This window comes from Streptomyces avidinii (genome assembly GCF_014650695.1).
Lineage (GTDB): Bacteria > Actinomycetota > Actinomycetes > Streptomycetales > Streptomycetaceae > Streptomyces > Streptomyces avidinii.
In genome coordinates this window covers 727,063-742,100 of sequence record NZ_BMVL01000002.1, presented here as the reverse complement: position 1 = coordinate 742,100, position 15,038 = coordinate 727,063, and the positions used below count along the sequence as shown (strand labels likewise).

Below are 15,038 nucleotides of genomic sequence, written 5' to 3'. Positions count from 1 at the left end.
GCGTGGTCGCACAATGGCCCCATGAGCAGGTCCAAACACAGCACCTCCGAGGGGTCCAAAAGCCCGAGCGGCTCGGACTTCCTCCAGCTGGACCTCGGCCGGGCCCCGCCGGGCGGCCGCACCGAGTGGCTGGCGGGTCGACTCCGCGCCGCCATCGCCGACGGCACCCTCCCCGTCGGCAGCCGCCTCCCGGCCACCCGCGCCTCGCAGCCGAACTCCGCGTCTCCCGGGGGCTCGTCACCGAGGCCTACCAGCGCCTCGCGGAGACCGGCCAGGTCAGCGGCCGGGGCCGCGCCGGCACCGTGGTCGTCGCCGCCCCGCCCCCGGCGGCCGCGCCGACACCGGCACCGGCGCGCGGCGGGCTCGTGGACGCCCTGCGCGCCGTCCCGTGCCGGATCGACCTCTCGCCCGGGGTTCCCGACCTGACCGCCTTCCCGCGTACGGCCTGGCTGCAGGCCGAGCGCCGGGTCCTGGCAGAGCTCACCCCGGCCGACTTCGGCTACGGGAACCCGCAGGGCGCGCCGGCCCTGCGGGAGGCGGTCGTCGGCTGGCTGGCGCGGAACCGGGGGATCCGCGCCGACCCCGACGAGGTGGTCGTCGTCGCGGGCGTCGCCCAGGCGCTGGCGCTGCTGGCGCACGTCCTGCGGGAGGAGGGCGTCCACCGGGTCGCGGTCGAGGACCCGGGCTCGCTCGGCGCCCGCCAGCAGCTGGAGTACGGGCGGCTGGAGACCGTGCCGGTGCGGGTGGACGAGGCCGGGCTGGACGTGGCCGGGCTCAGGGCGAGCGGGGCAGGGGCCGTTCTGCTCACCCCGGCGCACCAGTTCCCGACCGGGGTCGTCCTCGACGGCGAGCGCCGCCGGGACCTGCTCGGCTGGGCGGCCGCCGGGGGACTGGTCATCGAGGACGACTACGACGCCGAGCACCGCTACGACCGGGCCCCCGTCCCCGCACTGCGCGCCCTGCTGCCCGAGGGGGTCTGCTACGCCGGGAGCGTGTCCAAGCTCCTCGCGCCCGCGCTGCGCCTGGGGTGGCTGCTGGTACCGCCCCGGCTGCGCGACGCCGTGACCGCCGCCAAGCGCTACGCCGACCTGGGCAATCCGGTCCTCGCCCAGCTGGTCCTCGCCCGGCTGATGGACTCGGGCGAACTGGAGCGGCACCTGCGTTTCGTCCGGCGCCGCCACCGCCGCCGCCGCGATGCCATGCTCCGGGCCGTCGACGGGCTGCTGCCCGGGGCGCGGGTGCACGGCGCGGCCGCCGGACTGCACCTGATGGTCACCTTCGACGGAGCCGACTTCGAGGACACGGCCCTGGCCTCGGCGGCCCTGGCCCTGGGGGTCAAGACCCACCCCCTGTCCTGGCACCGCGTCCGGCCGGGCCCTCCCGGCCTGATCCTCGGTTATGCGGCCGGCTCCGCGGGCGAGATCGAGGACGGCATCGCCACCCTGGCCACGGCCCTGGGGAGGGTCCCGGGCGGGCCGCCGGAAACCGTTCGGAAAGTTTTTCCGCAACGGCGGCAACCTCCCGGGGGGTCGCGCGTCGTGCGGGGGTGAAGGGCGTGGTCCCGCGCCCTCGACCCGACCGTGGAGATCCACCGTGAAGAACCTGAAGCGTGTCCCCCTGGCCGCCCGCCGGACGGCCGTCACCACTGCCGCCGCCGCGGTGGCCGTCGCCCTCGCCGGTCCCGCATTCGCCGCGAACGGCGGCTCGGCCGCGCCCTCCCCGTCGGTCAGCATGCCCGCCGGTGCCTCGCCCACCGCGGGCGCGGTCAAGCCCTCCCCGTCGGTGAGCACCCCGCCGAGCGCGGGATCGGACACGAGGAGTGCGTCCCCCAGCGCCGCACCGAGCGCCGCCCCCAGTGTCCGCCCGTCGGCGCCGGGTTCGGACGCCGGGCCCAGCGCGTCCCCGTCCGAGCCGGCCGCCGCACCCGGCGCGCCGGAGCTCGCGCATACTGGCTCCTCGGCGACCACCATCGCGATGGGTGCGGGGGCCACCGGCCTGGTTCTCGCCGGCGCAGGAGCCCTGTACGCCGTGCGGCGCCGCGCGAACAGCTGAGGAATCCCGTGCTCCGACTCGCACCACCCGTCGGCCCCCTCACGCCCGGCTTCGGCCGGTCGTGGCGGGGCCTTTGGTCGTTGCTGCGCCGCGAGCGCTCGGTCCCGACCAGCTTCCCGAGGCCGCATCCCGAGCCGTACGGCTCCCCCTACGGGGCCTCGTACGGCGCCTCCTCCACGTACGACCACACGTACGACCACACGGTCCACGGCGCGGCGCGGCCGCCCACCGTCAGCGAGCTCTACCACGCGCACCGGCTGCGGATGGTCCGGCTGGCGGTGCTGCTCGTCGACGACCTGGCCACCGCCGAGGACGTGGTCCAGGACGCCTTCACGGCCCTGTACCGGCGGCACGGGGAGCAGATCACCGAGGTCGACAACGCTCTGGGCTACCTGCGCACCGCGGTGGTCAACACCTCGCGCTCCGTTCTGAGGCGCAGGCGCACCGTCCGCGCCTGGACCCCGCCCACGGCGGCCGACATCCCGTCCGCCGAGGAGCATGTGGTCCTCGACGAGGCGCACCGCGAGGTGCTCGCCGCGCTCGGCCGGCTCACGCCGCGCCGCCGCCAGGTCCTGGTGCTGCGCTACTGGGCCGATCTCAGCGAGGCGGAGATCGCGACCACCCTCGGGATCAGCCGGGGAGCGGTGAAGTCCAATGCGAGCCGCGGCCTGGACGCCCTGGAGCGGATTCTGGAGGGACGGATATGACGCGTGACGGTGAACGCCTCGCCGAGCTCGCCGAGCGCCCTGTCGAGCGGCGGCTGCGGCAGGCCCTCGACGCGCGCGCGGAGAGCATCGACGTCCGAAGGCTGAGGCCCGCGGACCCGCCGGGTCAGCAGCCGGGACGGCTGCGCATGGCCGGGCTGCGGCGCCTCGCGCTGCCGCTCGCAGGTCTGGCGGCGGCCGCCGCGGCCGCCGGGATCGGCTACCTGGTACTGGCCCCGGATCCGGCACCCGGCCCGGTGCTCCCGGCCACCCCGCCGAGGATCACGGCCCCCGGCCCGTCCTCGGAGCATCCGGCGTCGCCCACACCGCAGCCGTCCCGTTCCGGGACGGGGAGCCCGGGCGTGGACTCCTCGGGGAACCCGGCGGCTTCACCGCCCGCCGGCCGGTCGGTGAGCCCCTCGGCCCCGGTCTCGCCCGGGCCGTCGGGCACGGTGCCCCCGTCGGCGAGCCCGTCGGCGAGTCCGTCCGGGGCGCGCGGAAGCGTCGTGACCTCCTCGCCGCCGCGGTAGGCCGGAGACCGGCTGCCGGCTGCCGGGGCTCGGCGCTCAGCGTCGGAGGTTCTCCACCGCCGTGACCAGCGGGGCGAGTTCCGGATCGAGCGAGGCCTCGTCCAGGGCCCCGCGCAGGGCGGTGTCGTTCGTGGGGCGGGCCGTGGCCAGCAGGGCCAGGCCCGCCTCGCTGACGTCCGTGTAGATGCCGCGCCGGTCGGTGTCGCAGATGTAGCGGTTCAGCAGGCCGCGGTCCTCCAGCCGGCTGACCAGCCGGGTCGTCGCGCTCTGGCTGAGGACCACAGAGTCGGCGACCTGGTGCATCCGCAGGTGCCCGCCCGGTCCGCTGTGCTGGCGGCTGAGCACGTCGAGCAGCGAGTACTCGCGCACGCTGAGGCCGTGACCCGCCTGCAGCGCCCGTTCGATGTGCGCCTCGATCCGCCCGTGCAGGAGGGAGAGGGCGCACCAGCCCTGGGAGAGGGCGGTGAGCGCGCTGTCCGTGGCCGTCATGGGCTCCTCCGTCGAAGCGTCCCGGCTGGGGTGTGTGATCCCCAGGATAGTCCACACGCGCAATAGCCCGCGCTTGCAAATATCCGGCGTCTGCAATTAATGTGAACGCATGCAACCGGCGACTGCAATCAGTGGTGAGATCGGTCGTGATCAGCCCTGATCGCCCGCGCTCTCCCGCCGCCGCCCCTGCATCCGGCACCACCTCCTCCCCTGAAGGACCTCCCGCCATGCCTCTCGCACTCCTCGCCCTCGCCGTCGGGGCCTTCGGGATCGGCACCACCGAATTCGTGATCATGGGCCTGCTCCCCGAGGTCGCCGGCACCTACGGGGTCTCGATCCCCATCGCCGGATTCCTGGTCACCGGCTACGCGCTCGGCGTCGTACTCGGTGCGCCGCTCATGACCCTGCTCGGCACCCGCATTCCCCGCAAGCGCATGCTGATGCTGCTCATGGGCCTCTTCATCGCGGGCAACGTGCTCTCCGCCCTCGCCCCCGCCTTCGGGCTCATGCTCGCCGGCCGTGTCGTCGCCTCCCTCGCCCACGGGGCCTTCTTCGGGATCGGCGCGGTCGTCGCCGCCGAACTCGTCGCCCCCGAGAAGAAGGCCGGTGCGATCGCCATGATGTTCACCGGACTGACGGTGGCCAACGTGGTCGGCGTCCCGCTCGGCACCCTCGTCGGGCAGACCCTCGGCTGGCGCGTCACCTTCCTGATCGTCGCCGCGCTCGGCGTCGCGGGCCTGCTCGGCATCGCCCGGCTGGTACCCGAGCTGCCCCGCCCCGAGGGCGGCGTACGGATCCGCCGCGAGCTCGCCGCCTTCCGCAACGTCCAGGTGCTGCTCGCGATGGCGATGACCGTCCTCGGCTTCGGCGGCGTCTTCGCCGCGATCACCTACATCACCCCGATGATGACCGACGTCGCCGGCTTCGCCGACTCCTCCGTCACCTGGCTGCTCGTCCTCTTCGGCCTGGGCATGGTCGCCGGCAACCTCATCGGCGGCCGGTACGCGGACCGCGCGCTCATGCCGATGCTGTACGTAGCCCTGGGCGCCCTGGCCGTCACGCTCGCCGTCTTCACCCTCACCGCCCACACCAAGGCCGGCGCGGCCGTCACCGTCGTGCTGATCGGCGCCCTCGGCTTCGCCACCGTGCCGCCGCTCCAGAAGCGCGTCCTCGACCAGGCAGCCGGCGCGCCCACCCTGGCCTCGGCCGTCAACATCGGCGCCTTCAACCTCGGCAACGCGCTCGCCGCCTGGCTCGGCGGGGTCGTGATCGCCGCCGGCCTCGGCTGGACCGCTCCCAACTGGGTCGGCGCGGCACTGGCCGCCTCCGCCCTGGTGCTCGCCCTCGTCTCCGGTGCGCTGGAGCGCCGTACGGCGGGACGCGCGGCCCACGGAGAACGGGAGGCCGTCGTAGCCGCCGGAACGCCCGCCTCCCAGGCGGCCGTCCCCGCCCACCACTGACCCACGCGGGCGGGCTGCCCGTCCACCGCGACGGCCGCCTCATCGGCGCCGTCGGCGTCGGCGGCGGCGCCCCCGACCAGGACCACGCCTTCCCCGCGACCGCGCGGGACGCCCTCGTCTGAGCCGCCGGGTCGCGCCCCCAGGTCCCCCGTGCCACGTTGGTACGGGGGACACAGGCACATGATGACGACACCGAGGCGGCACAAGAGGCTCCACACCATCGCGACGGCCACGGTCGCCGCGCTGGTCACCCTTGCCCTCCCGGGCTGCACGGCCGCCTCGGACGAGGCGCGCGCCCCCGGCGCCGCGGACTCCGCCACCGCATCCTCGGCGACCGCGACCGCGGCCCTCCCGGCCGAGGCCGCCCCCACTCCCACTCCGCCCCCGTCCTACCCCCTGTCCACCGCCCCCCGCACCATCCCGGCGGTACGGGAGCACGAACCCGCCCGCGGCCCCGGCTGGAAGCCCGGCCCCGGCGCCCGCGTGGTCGTCGCGCCGGACGACGCCGCCGCACTGTCCGACGAGGCGAAACTGCTCGCCGGTGAACTGAGCATCGGATACGGGGAGTCGGCGGCGCCGCGCACCGGGGACGTGGAGCTCTCCCTGGACGCGGGCGCCGCCGGAGGCCGCGAGTCGTACACCCTCGACGTCAAGGACGGCCGGGTCCGCATCAACGGCCCCGACCAGGCAGGTGTCTTCTACGGCACCCGCACCCTCAAGCAGGCGGTCAAGAGCGGCGGTTCGGCCCCCGAGGGAACGGTGCGCGACGCTCCCGCCAAACCGCAGCGCGGCCTCAACCTGGACATAGCCCGCAAGCACTACACCCCGGACTGGATAGAGGCCCGGCTGCGCGAGATGGCCGACCTCAAGCTGAACCAGCTGGGCCTGCACTTCTCCGACGACCAGGCCTTCCGCATCCAGTCCGACACGCACCCCGAGATCGTCTCCACCCCGCACCTCACCAAGGCCCAGGTCCGCAAGATCAACGCGCTCGCCGCCCGGCTGCACATCACGGTGGTCCCCGAGATCGACTCGCCCGGCCACCTGGGCGCGGTCCTGCGGGCCCACCCCGACCTCCAGCTCCGCGACACACAGGGGCGGGCGGTCAAGGGAGCCGTGGACATATCGAACCCGGCGTCCGCCAAGCTCGTGGACGAGCTGCTGCGCGAGTACATTCCGCTCTTCTCCGGCGGGTCCTGGCACCTGGGCGCCGACGAGTACCAGGCGCTGGTCTACCGCGATCCGCAGGCCTCCTTCCCCCAGCTCGCGCGAGCGGCCCAGCAGCGGTACGGGCCCTCGGCGCGGGTGCAGGACCTGGCGACGGGCTGGCTGAACGACCGCGCGGACGTGGTCCGGCCGTCGGGGAAGGCGCTCAAGGCGTGGAACGACGGGTTCTTCGCGGGCGGGGTCACGAGCGCCGCCAAGGACATCCAGGTCGAGTACTGGACCGGCAAGGAGACGGGCGCCCGGCCGCCGCTGGAGTACCTGCGCGAGGGCCGCAAGGTCGTCAACCTCAACGACGAGTTCCTCTACTACGTGCTGGGACAGCCCAACCAGTTCACGTACCCCACCGGGAAGCGGATCTACGAACAGTGGACCCCGCTCGTGCTGCGCGGCACCACCCCCGTCCCGGCCTCGTACGGGCCGCAGATCCTGGGCGGGCGCCTCGCCATCTGGAGCGACCTGGCCGGCGCCCAGACCCAGGCCCAGGTGGCCGAGGGCATCCGGGCGCCGCTGGCCGCGCTCTCCCAGAAGGTGTGGGACTCCCGCGCGCCCCAGCTGCCCTGGACCGACTTCAAGGCCCTCGCCGACCGCCTCTGATCCCGTCCGGGCGATCGCCTGCGGGCGGCCCCGAGCCCGGGCTGCTTCCTGCAACTTCCTGCGGACGATCGCCTACGGGTGGCCGGTGCGGCCCGGGCGCTGCCCGCGACGCCGCAGCCACTGGACGGACAGCGGCAGCGCCAGGATCACCGCCACCGTCCAGACGGCGGCGAAGACCCAGATCAGGAGCCGGGAGACGGTGACCGACGCCGCCACGAACAGCGCCGCCGCCAGCGCACCGAGCAGCCAGGCTGCCACGATGCGCTGACGCCGGTGCGACGTGGACCGCAGGATCCGGTCGAGCGAACGATCACCCTTGAGTTCGGCCTCGATCGCGGAGAGGGCGCGCTGCTCGCGATCGGAGAGTCCGGCTCCGTCCATCACGACGTACCTCCGCCGGCTGCTGCCGTCGGGCGCGGGTCGCAGCCTCTGGCCTGGGAATACCCGGCCTGAGGCAGTCCAACCCCCGCAGCACGCGGTGATCGCGGGCCGCGGTCACCAGATGGAGTTGACCCACTCCGGGTGGTCGATGAACGGGTTGCGGTTGTGCTGGTAGACGTCGAATATCACCTGGTTGCGACGCTGCTCGAAGGCGTCCGGCGGGTCCATCTGGTTCCACTGCTTCAGCAGGCTGATCCGGCCGAAGAGAGGCGCGGAGCCGTTGTTGACCTTGTCGTTCATCTCCAGGTCCGCGAAGCCGTCACCTCCGTCGTAGCGGACGGCCATGTAGAGCAGCATCCGCGCCACGTCGCCCTTGACCGCGTCGCGCGGCTCGAAGGAGTCGCCGTCGGTCAGGCTGCCCGGCGCCTCACTGACGGGGCTGCCGCCCTTGTCGAAGTCCTTGTTGCCCCGGGTGCTGTTGACGGTGACGTCCTCGGGGCGCAGGTGGTGCAGGTCGGTGCCCGGCCCGGTGGCGGTGCCGAAGTCGCCGTGGCTCTTGGCCCAGACGTGCTCGCGGTTCCAGTCGTTGACCCCGCCGCCGTTGGTCGCCTTGGACTGGGAGCGGCCGGAGTAGACCAGGATGACGTTGTTGGGGTTGGCCGGGTCCTGGTCGGTCACCTTCAGGGCGTTCCACACGCCGTCGTAGGTCACCTTCGACTGGGTCTTGATGATGTTGTGCAGGGCCGTCTTCAGCGCGGCTCCGGTCTTGCCCTGGGCGCTCGCGTAGTAGTCCGCGTACGGGTCCACCGCGGAGGCGGCCGTCGGGCTCTCGGGTGCGGTCGTGCGCTGCTGGCCGGCGGACGCGGCCGCCGGCACGGCGAACAGGGCGGCGGCGGCGAGGGCGGCCGCCCAGGGGGTCAGGCGCGAGATTCTCATCGGGTGGGGGGTACCTCTCCATACGCACCGTCCCCGCCCGGGGAATTGGCGGAGTGTCAGTGGCAGAGCGAGGGTCACATTGTCATGTGCCGAACAGGTGAAAACCACGTGTCGGAAGTGGGGGATCTTCGTGTGTGCCGGCTGTCCGCCGCGGGCAGGGTAGCGATGGCCCCGGGCGGGGGCCGGACCGACCATGACCAGCCCTATCTGGAGCAGCCCATGGCAGTGAAGATCCTCATCGTGACCGGCGACGCGGCCGAATCCCTGGAGGTCCTGTATCCGTACCAGCGCCTGCGCGAGGAGGGGTACGAGGTCCACATCGCGGCGCCGCAGGTGAAGAAACTGCGGTTCGTGGTGCACGACTTCGAGGAGGGGTTCGACACCTACACCGAGAAGCCCGGCTACACCTGGCCCGCCGATCTGGCCTTCGTGGACGTGGTCACCGAGGACTACGCGGCCCTGGTCGTCCCGGGCGGCCGGGCGCCGGAGTATCTGCGCAACGACCCCGAGGTGCGCCGGATCCTGGCCGCCTTCGCGGAAGCCGACAAGCCGATCGCCCAGATCTGCCACGGCCCGCTGATCACCGCTGCGGCCGGCGGGCTGACCGGCCGCCGGGTGACCGCCTACCCGGCGCTCGAACTGGACATGGAGGCCGCAGGGGCCGAGTTCGAGGACGCCGAGACCGTGGTCGACGGCACGCTGGTCTCGGCCAGGGCCTGGCCCGACCACTCGAGCTGGATGCGCGAGTTCCTGACCGTGCTGCGGAGCAAGGCCCCGGTGGTCTGAGCGGCATCGCACGGGCGGCCGTGACCCCCTTCGTCAGGGGATCACGGCCGTCGGGTCGTGCGGGGTGGAGGCCCGTTTCAAGCCGCTCGCGAGACCGCCACCGCCCCGGTGGCCGTCAGCCGACGGGGGCGACCGCCGGAGCCGGCTCGTACTTGTAGTTCGAACCGAAGTTCTTCTTCACGGCCGTCTCCCAGGAGCCGTCCGCGACCATCTTCTTCAGCGCGTCGTTGATCTTGCGCTGGAGGTCCTTGTTGCCCTTCTTGACACCGATGCCGTAGTTCTCGTTGCTCAGGTTCTGGCCGAGCAGCTTGAACTTGCCCTCGTTGCCCTTGCGCGCCGCGTAGCCGGCCAGGATGGCGTTGTCCGTGGTCATGGCGTCGACCCGGCTGTCCTGAAGCGCGACGACGCAGTCCGAATAGCCGCCGAGCTCCAGCAGGCCGGCCTTGGGGGCGAGGTTCTTGCGGAGGTTCTCGGCCGAGGTGGAACCGGTGACCGAGCACAGGCTCTTGGAGTTGAGGTCCTCGGGCTTGTTGATCGACGCGTCGCCGGCGCGGGTCAGCAGGTCCTGGTGCGCGACGAAGTAGGGGCCGGCGAAATCGACCTTCTCCTTGCGCTTCTCGTTTATCGAGTAGCTCGCGACGACGAACTTGACCTCGTTGTACTGGAGCAGCAGTTCGCGGTCGTTGCTGTAGACCTGCTTGAATTCGATCTTGTTGGCCTTGTAGCCGAGCTCCTTGGCCACGTAGGTGGCGACATCCACGTCGAAGCCGGTGAAAGTGCCGTCGGTTTCCCGCATTCCGATGCCGGGCTGGTCGAACTTGATGCCGATGGCGAGGGTCCCGTCCCCCTGGTCCCCTTCGTCACCGACGCACCCGGAGGCGGTCAGGGCGATTGCGATCACTGCGGCGACCGCGCCGGCCTGGGGAACCTTCATGCTGCACTCTTTCCTGAGGGACGCGGGGCGCGTCACCGGGATCGCCGGGGGCGTGTGGAACCGCGCGAATACGGGTAACGCGGGGACGCGTGTACGAGGAAGCTAGGAAGCGGACGGGCGCAGCGTCACTACATTTGAGGAAAACTTGAGGATAACAATCCGGTTCTGCGGCGCATTCTGCGGCTGACCTGGGGCGGAGCGGGAAAAATAGGCAGCCTCACCTTTTGTCGGCACCACGCGCCTGCCCGAATTCGGTACTCCTCTATTTACACCCGGTTTGGGTGTTTTCTCCCAGAGTGGTCAATTGGGTCGAATGAGTCGGTTTCGTCGAACCGGCCAGTTCGGTCGGACTGGCCGGGAACGGGCGGTCTTCCGGAGCGGGCCGGGGGGCTCGTGGGATCATGGACGGGCAATGCCCGTGAGTGAAGGGGGAGTTCGATGACCGGTGTACGCAAGGGCCTGGCCAAGGTGGAGTTCGCGCTGCGATGGGATCCCAGCCCGGCCGGCGCGCCCGCGAACGACCTCGACATAGTCGCCGCGGTCTACGGCGCTGCGGACCTCCACGGGACGCCCGTCCAGTCCGTGCACTTCGGCAGTCGGTCGCCCGACGGCACCATCGCACTGAACCGGGACAGCCACACCGGGCAGGGCTTCGGCTTCGACGAGGTGATGACCATCGAGCTGCACCGGATGGCGCAGGAATCGAGCCGGGTGGTGGTCGGCGTGGTCATCCAGAACTCCGACGCGGGCCCCGAGGGTCGTACGAAGACCTTCGCGGACATCGCCGGCACCGGGTTCCGGATCCGCGAGGGCCACACGGACCTTGCCGAGGGGGACTTCGCGGCCGTGGCCGCCGCGACCGCTGCCACGGTCGCCGAGTTCACCCGTGATGCGTCCGGCGCCTGGTCCTTCGACCTTCGGCTGCGGGGCTCCGATGCGGACCCGGACGAATTCGCCCGGACCATGGGCGCACTCGGCTGAGGCCGACCGCCCGGGCCGACGGGGAGTCGAGCGGATCGGGGCCCAGGGGGCGGAGCGCTGCACGGACGGGGGAGCCGCACAGATCGGGCGGCGACCACTCCTGGGGTGAGTGGTCGCCGCCCGGTCCGGGCGGCGCGCTGCCGCCGTCCCCACGAGGCAGCGCGGGCAGGTCGCCGTCAGGTCATCAGGACGGCGGCCCGCCGGTTCAGGGGGCCTGACCGGCCGGGGGCCGGGCGGGGTGGGAGGGTGCGAGGCCCAGTGACGGGAGTATGACGGCGTCGACGAACCGGACCAGGTAGTCGGCGTCGGCGTACCGCCCTTCCAGCACCGGCCGGATCCGGAGCACGCCCATCAGCTGGGCGGGCAGGAACTCCACCGCCGGATGGTCCGCTGCGATCTCGCCGCGCGCCACGGCCCGCCCGACCATCTCGGCGAACGCGGCCAGCTCCGGCTCGACCAGCGCCTCGCGCAGGGCGGCCTGGAGCTCCTCGTCACTGAGCACGGCATGCCCGAGGGCCTGCGTCAGCCGGGTGTCCCTGCCCGAGGTGCCGGCCGCGATCCGGGCCGCCTCGCGCAGATCGCCCGCCAGTGAGCCGGTGTCCACGGCGACGAGAGTGCCCCGCCGCCCCGCACGCAGGGCGGCGGCGACGAGCTGGGGCTTGGTCTTCCACTGCCGGTAGAGCGTGGACTTGCTGCAGCTGGCCCGGGCGGCGACGCCCTCCATGGTCAGGGCCTCGTAGCCGTGCTCGCGCAGCTGCTCCAGTACGGCGTCGTAGAACTCCTGCTCACGCTCCGGGGTGATCTTGGAGCGGCGTGCGGGGGTCGGTGTCGACGTCATGGATGCGGCTCTCCTCGGGGGCGCCTCGGCGGCAGGTTCCACTACGGAAGTGTACGGGAACGCAACCGTATCGGTACACCAGCGTATCGATACGCCAATGTATCGATACACTGGCGTGTCGCTGTGCGCGTAAACAGGAAGAGAGACCGGGGGATGAGCTCCCACACCACACCTGCCGAGTCGGCAGCCGGACCGAGAGCCGCGCGCCGCCGCCTCATACGCGAGCTGCTGCTCGTCGCGGGCTTCTTCGCCGTCTACAAGGCGGGCCGGCTGCTCTCGACCGACCGCACCGAAGAGGCCTTCCGCAACGCGGAGCGAATATGGGACGCGGAGCGCGCCCTGCACCTGCCCGGCGAAGGCCTCCTGCAGCAGCTGCTGCTGCACGGGGACGCCCTCGTCACCACCGCCAACACCTACTACGCGGGAGTCCACTTCCCCGCGACAGCGCTCTTCCTGATCTGGCTCTACGTCCGGCGCCCCGCCCACTACCTGTGGACGCGCCGGGTCCTCGCCGCACTCACCGCAGCCGCCCTCGTCCTGCACCTGGCCTTCCCGCTCGCGCCCCCGCGCCTGCTCGACGCCACGCAGCTCATCGACACGGCGCAGGTCTACGGGCCCAGCGTCTACCGGGCGGCACCGGCCGAGGACACCCTGGCCAACCAGTTCGCCGCGATGCCCTCACTGCACTTCGGCTGGGCGCTGATGCTCGCCCTCGGCATGATCGCCGCCACCTCCTCGCGGTGGCGCCTCCTGTGGCTGCTGCACCCGCTGCTGACCCTGACCGTGATAGTCGGCACCGCCAACCACTACTGGCTTGACGCCGTCGTCGCCGCCGTCCTCCTCGGAGCGGCTCTGCTGCTGGTCCCGAGGCCGCGCGACGACGCCCCGGACGACGAGGCAGGGCCCGACCCCGAGGCGGCTCGGGAGAACGACCCCGACGGGCCCGTACGGGGCCTGCCGCGCCCGCGGAGCGCGGACGCGGCCGTAGGAGCAGGACAATGAACGACACCACCCTCGCCGTGGGGCTCTGCGTCGCCTCGGCCGTGGCCTACGCGGCCGCCGCCGTCGCCCAGGAGCGCCTCGCCCGGGCCGCCGTCGCACGCACCGCCGGGGCCCTGCTGGGCTCCGGCGCCTGGTGGTGGTCGGCCGGCCTGAACGCCGCCGCCGCGCTGCTCCACGCGGCGGCCCTGCGGTACGGCCCGCTCACCCTGGTGCAGCCGCTCGGCGCGCTCACCCTGGTGGCCGCCGTCCCCCTGGGCGCGCGCAGGTCCGGCCGCCGGGTGGCGGCCACCGAATGGCGGGGCACCCTGGCCACCGTCGCCGGGCTCGGCCTGCTGCTGCTCCCGGCCTCCGGGCCGGCCCCCGACGACACCCTCACGCTGGTCGAGGCGCTGGCCGTCTCCGGCGCGACCATCGCCGTGATCATGATGCTGACCGCGGTCAAGGACCCTCGCTCGGGGCTGCGCCACGCCACCGCGTCCGGCCTGGCCTCCGCGGCCGCCTCCGCCCTGACCCAGACCGTGGCCGTGGCGGCCGGGCGCGGCGGAGCCCTGCTCAGCGTCCGCGTCGTCTCCGTGGCCCTGCTCGTCATGGTGTTCGCGGTCGGCGGGATGCTGCTGTCGCAGCGGGCCTACCGCGGCGGACTCGGCGCCCCGCTCGCCGTGGTGAACCTGGCCAACCCGCTGGCCGCCGCCGCCATCGGCATGGTCCTGCTCGGCGAACGGCTCCAGGGCGGACCGGCAGGGCTGCTGCTGGCGGCCACCGGAGCCCTGCTCGCCGCGCGCGGAGTCATGCTGCTCACCCGGACGCCCTCCGCCGCGGCGGGTCCGGGCGTCGGCACCGCCGCGGGTTCCGTCGCGGGTGCCGAGCTCCCCGTACCGGTCGGCCGCGTGGCGGTCTGAGCCGCGGAGAACCGATTCGGCCCCGGTCGCGTCCTCCGAGGAGAACGTCCGAACGACTGAACGACCGGAAGACCGGCCGACCGAAGCGGAGTGACTGGACATGGGGATCGTCAGCTGGATCATCCTGGGGCTGCTGGCCGGAGGCATCGCCAAGGTCCTGCTGCCCGGCCGGGACCCCGGTGGCCTGATCGGCACCACCCTCATCGGTGTCGCCGGAGCCTTCATCGGTGGCTGGCTCTCGGCGAAGGTCCTGGACAAGCCGATCCAGACCGAGTTCTTCGACCTCGCCACCTGGGGCTCCGCCATCGCGGGCTCGCTGGTCCTGCTGATCGGCTACCGCATCCTGTTCGGCAACTCCCGCGACTGACCCGCTCCCCGGCGGGTCGGCGCCCGTCCCGCCCGGCCGGCCCGTCCCGCCGCCGGTACCTTGTACGTCTCCCGCCCGGCCGTAGTGTCCCGATCGTGCCCGACGGCGCGCCCGGGCCGACCACCGGGACGGGTTCCGGCCGATGTCCACCGACCGCCGCCTCCCGCTGCCGGCCGCCCTGGTCGCTACCTGCGCGCGGGTCCGGTCGCGCTCCCGGTCGGCCGTCCGGGGGCTCCGAACGACCCGCCGATTACGCCGGCCGCACCACCGCGATGGACGAGCCCCAGTTCGAGTACGAGCAGCGAGGAAACCGGTACCCGATGAGCGTCACCCCCGTCCCCACAGCCGACCTGTACGACGAGTACGGCGAGTCCCTCGCCATCTGCACCACCGGGTTCCGCCGGTTCGGCGGCCGTCGGCTCTTCGCGGGCCCCGTACGGACCGTCCGCTGCCTCGAGGACAATGCGCTGCTGCGCCCCCTCGTGCACACGCCGGGCGAGGGTGCGGTCCTCGTCGTGGACGGCGGCGGCTCGCCGCGCACCGCCCTCGTCGGCGACCTCATCGCGGGTGCGGCCGAGGCCCACGGCTGGGCCGGACTGATCATCAACGGTTCGGTCCGCGACAGCGTCGCCCTCGGCGGCCTCGACCTCGGCATCAAGGCGCTCGGCACGGTCCCCCGCAAGAGCGGCAAGACCGGCGAGGGCGCGGTCGACGAGCCCGTCACCATCGGCGACATCACCTTCCGCACGGGCGACACCGTCCACGCGGACGACGACGGCGTGGTCGTCCTGCCCCGCTGACGCACCCGGTTGACTTGCCCCGCTGCCGGCCGGCCCGGGCGGACCAGAACCGGCCAGG

General features: G+C 72.9%; 16 protein-coding genes and 2 pseudogenes. 13 read left to right on the top strand and 5 right to left on the bottom strand.

The window, feature by feature from the left end; translation table 11 throughout:
- The first annotated feature begins 21 nt into the window (after window positions 1–21).
- The 4 genes and pseudogenes from pdxR to IE257_RS07695 all read left to right on the top strand — a co-directional run bounded on the left by pdxR (window position 22) and on the right by IE257_RS07695 (window position 3,286).
- Window positions 22–1,550, top strand: a pseudogene (gene pdxR, locus IE257_RS07710) (MocR-like pyridoxine biosynthesis transcription factor PdxR).
- 43 nt (window positions 1,551–1,593) lie between these two features.
- Entirely contained in the window at window positions 1,594–2,052 is a 459-nt protein-coding gene (locus IE257_RS38865) for an LPXTG cell wall anchor domain-containing protein (protein ID WP_189965958.1), read from the top strand.
- A gap of 8 nt (window positions 2,053–2,060) precedes the next feature.
- Window positions 2,061–2,759, top strand: a complete 699-nt coding sequence (locus IE257_RS07700; protein ID WP_229920181.1) for an RNA polymerase sigma factor — start codon at window positions 2,061–2,063, stop codon at window positions 2,757–2,759.
- A complete protein-coding gene (locus tag IE257_RS07695) occupies window positions 2,756–3,286 on the top strand; it encodes a hypothetical protein (protein WP_189965956.1) in 531 nt (176 codons plus the stop codon). Before IE257_RS07700 ends, IE257_RS07695 begins: the two co-directional genes overlap by 4 nt.
- A gap of 36 nt (window positions 3,287–3,322) precedes the next feature.
- Here IE257_RS07695 and IE257_RS07690 read toward each other — a convergent pair whose 3' ends face one another.
- On the bottom strand, window positions 3,323–3,775 hold the full coding sequence (locus IE257_RS07690; RefSeq protein ID WP_189965954.1) for a MarR family winged helix-turn-helix transcriptional regulator: 453 nt from the start codon (window positions 3,773–3,775) through the stop codon (window positions 3,323–3,325).
- Window positions 3,776–4,002: 227 nt separating this feature from the next.
- Here IE257_RS07690 and IE257_RS07685 point away from each other — a divergent pair, with 227 nt between their 5' ends.
- The 3 genes and pseudogenes from IE257_RS07685 to IE257_RS07675 all read left to right on the top strand — a co-directional run bounded on the left by IE257_RS07685 (window position 4,003) and on the right by IE257_RS07675 (window position 7,056).
- Window positions 4,003–5,235 carry an MFS transporter gene (locus IE257_RS07685; RefSeq protein ID WP_189965952.1) on the top strand — a complete coding sequence of 411 codons (1,233 nt, stop codon included), beginning with the start codon at window positions 4,003–4,005 and terminating at the stop codon, window positions 5,233–5,235.
- A pseudogene (locus tag IE257_RS38860) lies at window positions 5,205–5,357 on the top strand (heme-binding protein); the annotation flags it as partial. The gene IE257_RS07685 and the pseudogene IE257_RS38860, both read left to right, overlap by 31 nt.
- Before the next feature lie 61 nt (window positions 5,358–5,418).
- A complete protein-coding gene (locus IE257_RS07675; RefSeq protein ID WP_189966243.1) occupies window positions 5,419–7,056 on the top strand; it encodes a beta-N-acetylhexosaminidase in 1,638 nt (545 codons plus the stop codon).
- 72 nt (window positions 7,057–7,128) lie between these two features.
- On the opposite strand, the gene IE257_RS07670 is transcribed toward IE257_RS07675, so the two are convergent.
- Both IE257_RS07670 and IE257_RS07665 read right to left on the bottom strand, forming a co-directional pair.
- Window positions 7,129–7,437: a DUF3040 domain-containing protein gene (locus IE257_RS07670; protein WP_189965950.1), complete on the bottom strand. Its 309-nt coding sequence runs from the start codon at window positions 7,435–7,437 to the stop codon at window positions 7,129–7,131.
- A gap of 114 nt (window positions 7,438–7,551) precedes the next feature.
- A complete protein-coding gene (locus tag IE257_RS07665; RefSeq protein WP_189965948.1) occupies window positions 7,552–8,373 on the bottom strand; it encodes an endonuclease I family protein in 822 nt (273 codons plus the stop codon).
- 219 nt (window positions 8,374–8,592) lie between these two features.
- Here IE257_RS07665 and IE257_RS07660 point away from each other — a divergent pair, with 219 nt between their 5' ends.
- Window positions 8,593–9,159 (top strand): DJ-1/PfpI family protein, encoded by a 567-nt coding sequence (locus IE257_RS07660; protein ID WP_189965946.1) that lies wholly within the window; start codon window positions 8,593–8,595, stop codon window positions 9,157–9,159.
- A 115-nt stretch (window positions 9,160–9,274) separates the two neighbouring features.
- Here IE257_RS07660 and IE257_RS07655 read toward each other — a convergent pair whose 3' ends face one another.
- Entirely contained in the window at window positions 9,275–10,093 is an 819-nt protein-coding gene (locus IE257_RS07655; RefSeq protein WP_189965944.1) for a glutamate ABC transporter substrate-binding protein, read from the bottom strand.
- A 438-nt stretch (window positions 10,094–10,531) separates the two neighbouring features.
- On the opposite strand from IE257_RS07655, the gene IE257_RS07650 reads away from it, so the two are divergent.
- The gene (locus IE257_RS07650; RefSeq protein ID WP_189965942.1) at window positions 10,532–11,074 is read left to right on the top strand and encodes a TerD family protein; all 543 of its coding nucleotides are present in this window, start codon (window positions 10,532–10,534) and stop codon (window positions 11,072–11,074) included.
- Window positions 11,075–11,279: 205 nt separating this feature from the next.
- On the opposite strand, the gene IE257_RS07645 is transcribed toward IE257_RS07650, so the two are convergent.
- Window positions 11,280–11,912: a TetR/AcrR family transcriptional regulator gene (locus IE257_RS07645; RefSeq protein ID WP_189965940.1), complete on the bottom strand. Its 633-nt coding sequence runs from the start codon at window positions 11,910–11,912 to the stop codon at window positions 11,280–11,282.
- Between the two features lie 153 nt (window positions 11,913–12,065).
- On the opposite strand from IE257_RS07645, the gene IE257_RS07640 reads away from it, so the two are divergent.
- The 4 genes from IE257_RS07640 to rraA all read left to right on the top strand — a co-directional run bounded on the left by IE257_RS07640 (window position 12,066) and on the right by rraA (window position 14,980).
- Window positions 12,066–12,914 carry a phosphatase PAP2 family protein gene (locus tag IE257_RS07640; protein WP_189965937.1) on the top strand — a complete coding sequence of 283 codons (849 nt, stop codon included), beginning with the start codon at window positions 12,066–12,068 and terminating at the stop codon, window positions 12,912–12,914.
- Window positions 12,911–13,813, top strand: a complete 903-nt coding sequence (locus IE257_RS07635) for a hypothetical protein (protein ID WP_189965935.1) — start codon at window positions 12,911–12,913, stop codon at window positions 13,811–13,813. The genes IE257_RS07640 and IE257_RS07635 overlap by 4 nt, the downstream gene beginning before the upstream one ends.
- Window positions 13,814–13,913: 100 nt before the next feature.
- Entirely contained in the window at window positions 13,914–14,180 is a 267-nt protein-coding gene (locus tag IE257_RS07630) for a GlsB/YeaQ/YmgE family stress response membrane protein (protein WP_030390536.1), read from the top strand.
- Between the two features lie 272 nt (window positions 14,181–14,452).
- Entirely contained in the window at window positions 14,453–14,980 is a 528-nt protein-coding gene (gene rraA, locus IE257_RS07625; protein WP_372452956.1) for a ribonuclease E activity regulator RraA, read from the top strand.
- Window positions 14,981–15,038 lie beyond the last annotated feature (58 nt).

What these genes read in the sequence shown, in the direction of transcription:
- IE257_RS07695 (WP_189965956.1), top strand. Translation starts at nt 2,756, where the DNA reads ATGACGCGTGACGGTGAACGCCTCGCCGAGCTCGCCGAGCGCCCTGTC.
- IE257_RS07690 (WP_189965954.1), bottom strand. Translation starts at nt 3,775, where the DNA reads ATGACGGCCACGGACAGCGCGCTCACCGCCCTCTCCCAGGGCTGGTGC.
- IE257_RS07685 (WP_189965952.1), top strand. Translation starts at nt 4,003, where the DNA reads ATGCCTCTCGCACTCCTCGCCCTCGCCGTCGGGGCCTTCGGGATCGGC.
- IE257_RS07675 (WP_189966243.1), top strand. Translation starts at nt 5,419, where the DNA reads ATGACGACACCGAGGCGGCACAAGAGGCTCCACACCATCGCGACGGCC.
- IE257_RS07670 (WP_189965950.1), bottom strand. Translation starts at nt 7,437, where the DNA reads ATGGACGGAGCCGGACTCTCCGATCGCGAGCAGCGCGCCCTCTCCGCG.
- IE257_RS07665 (WP_189965948.1), bottom strand. Translation starts at nt 8,373, where the DNA reads ATGAGAATCTCGCGCCTGACCCCCTGGGCGGCCGCCCTCGCCGCCGCC.
- IE257_RS07660 (WP_189965946.1), top strand. Translation starts at nt 8,593, where the DNA reads ATGGCAGTGAAGATCCTCATCGTGACCGGCGACGCGGCCGAATCCCTG.
- IE257_RS07655 (WP_189965944.1), bottom strand. Translation starts at nt 10,093, where the DNA reads ATGAAGGTTCCCCAGGCCGGCGCGGTCGCCGCAGTGATCGCAATCGCC.
- IE257_RS07650 (WP_189965942.1), top strand. Translation starts at nt 10,532, where the DNA reads ATGACCGGTGTACGCAAGGGCCTGGCCAAGGTGGAGTTCGCGCTGCGA.
- IE257_RS07645 (WP_189965940.1), bottom strand. Translation starts at nt 11,912, where the DNA reads ATGACGTCGACACCGACCCCCGCACGCCGCTCCAAGATCACCCCGGAG.
- IE257_RS07640 (WP_189965937.1), top strand. Translation starts at nt 12,066, where the DNA reads ATGAGCTCCCACACCACACCTGCCGAGTCGGCAGCCGGACCGAGAGCC.
- IE257_RS07635 (WP_189965935.1), top strand. Translation starts at nt 12,911, where the DNA reads ATGAACGACACCACCCTCGCCGTGGGGCTCTGCGTCGCCTCGGCCGTG.
- IE257_RS07630 (WP_030390536.1), top strand. Translation starts at nt 13,914, where the DNA reads ATGGGGATCGTCAGCTGGATCATCCTGGGGCTGCTGGCCGGAGGCATC.
- rraA (WP_372452956.1), top strand. Translation starts at nt 14,453, where the DNA reads ATGGACGAGCCCCAGTTCGAGTACGAGCAGCGAGGAAACCGGTACCCG.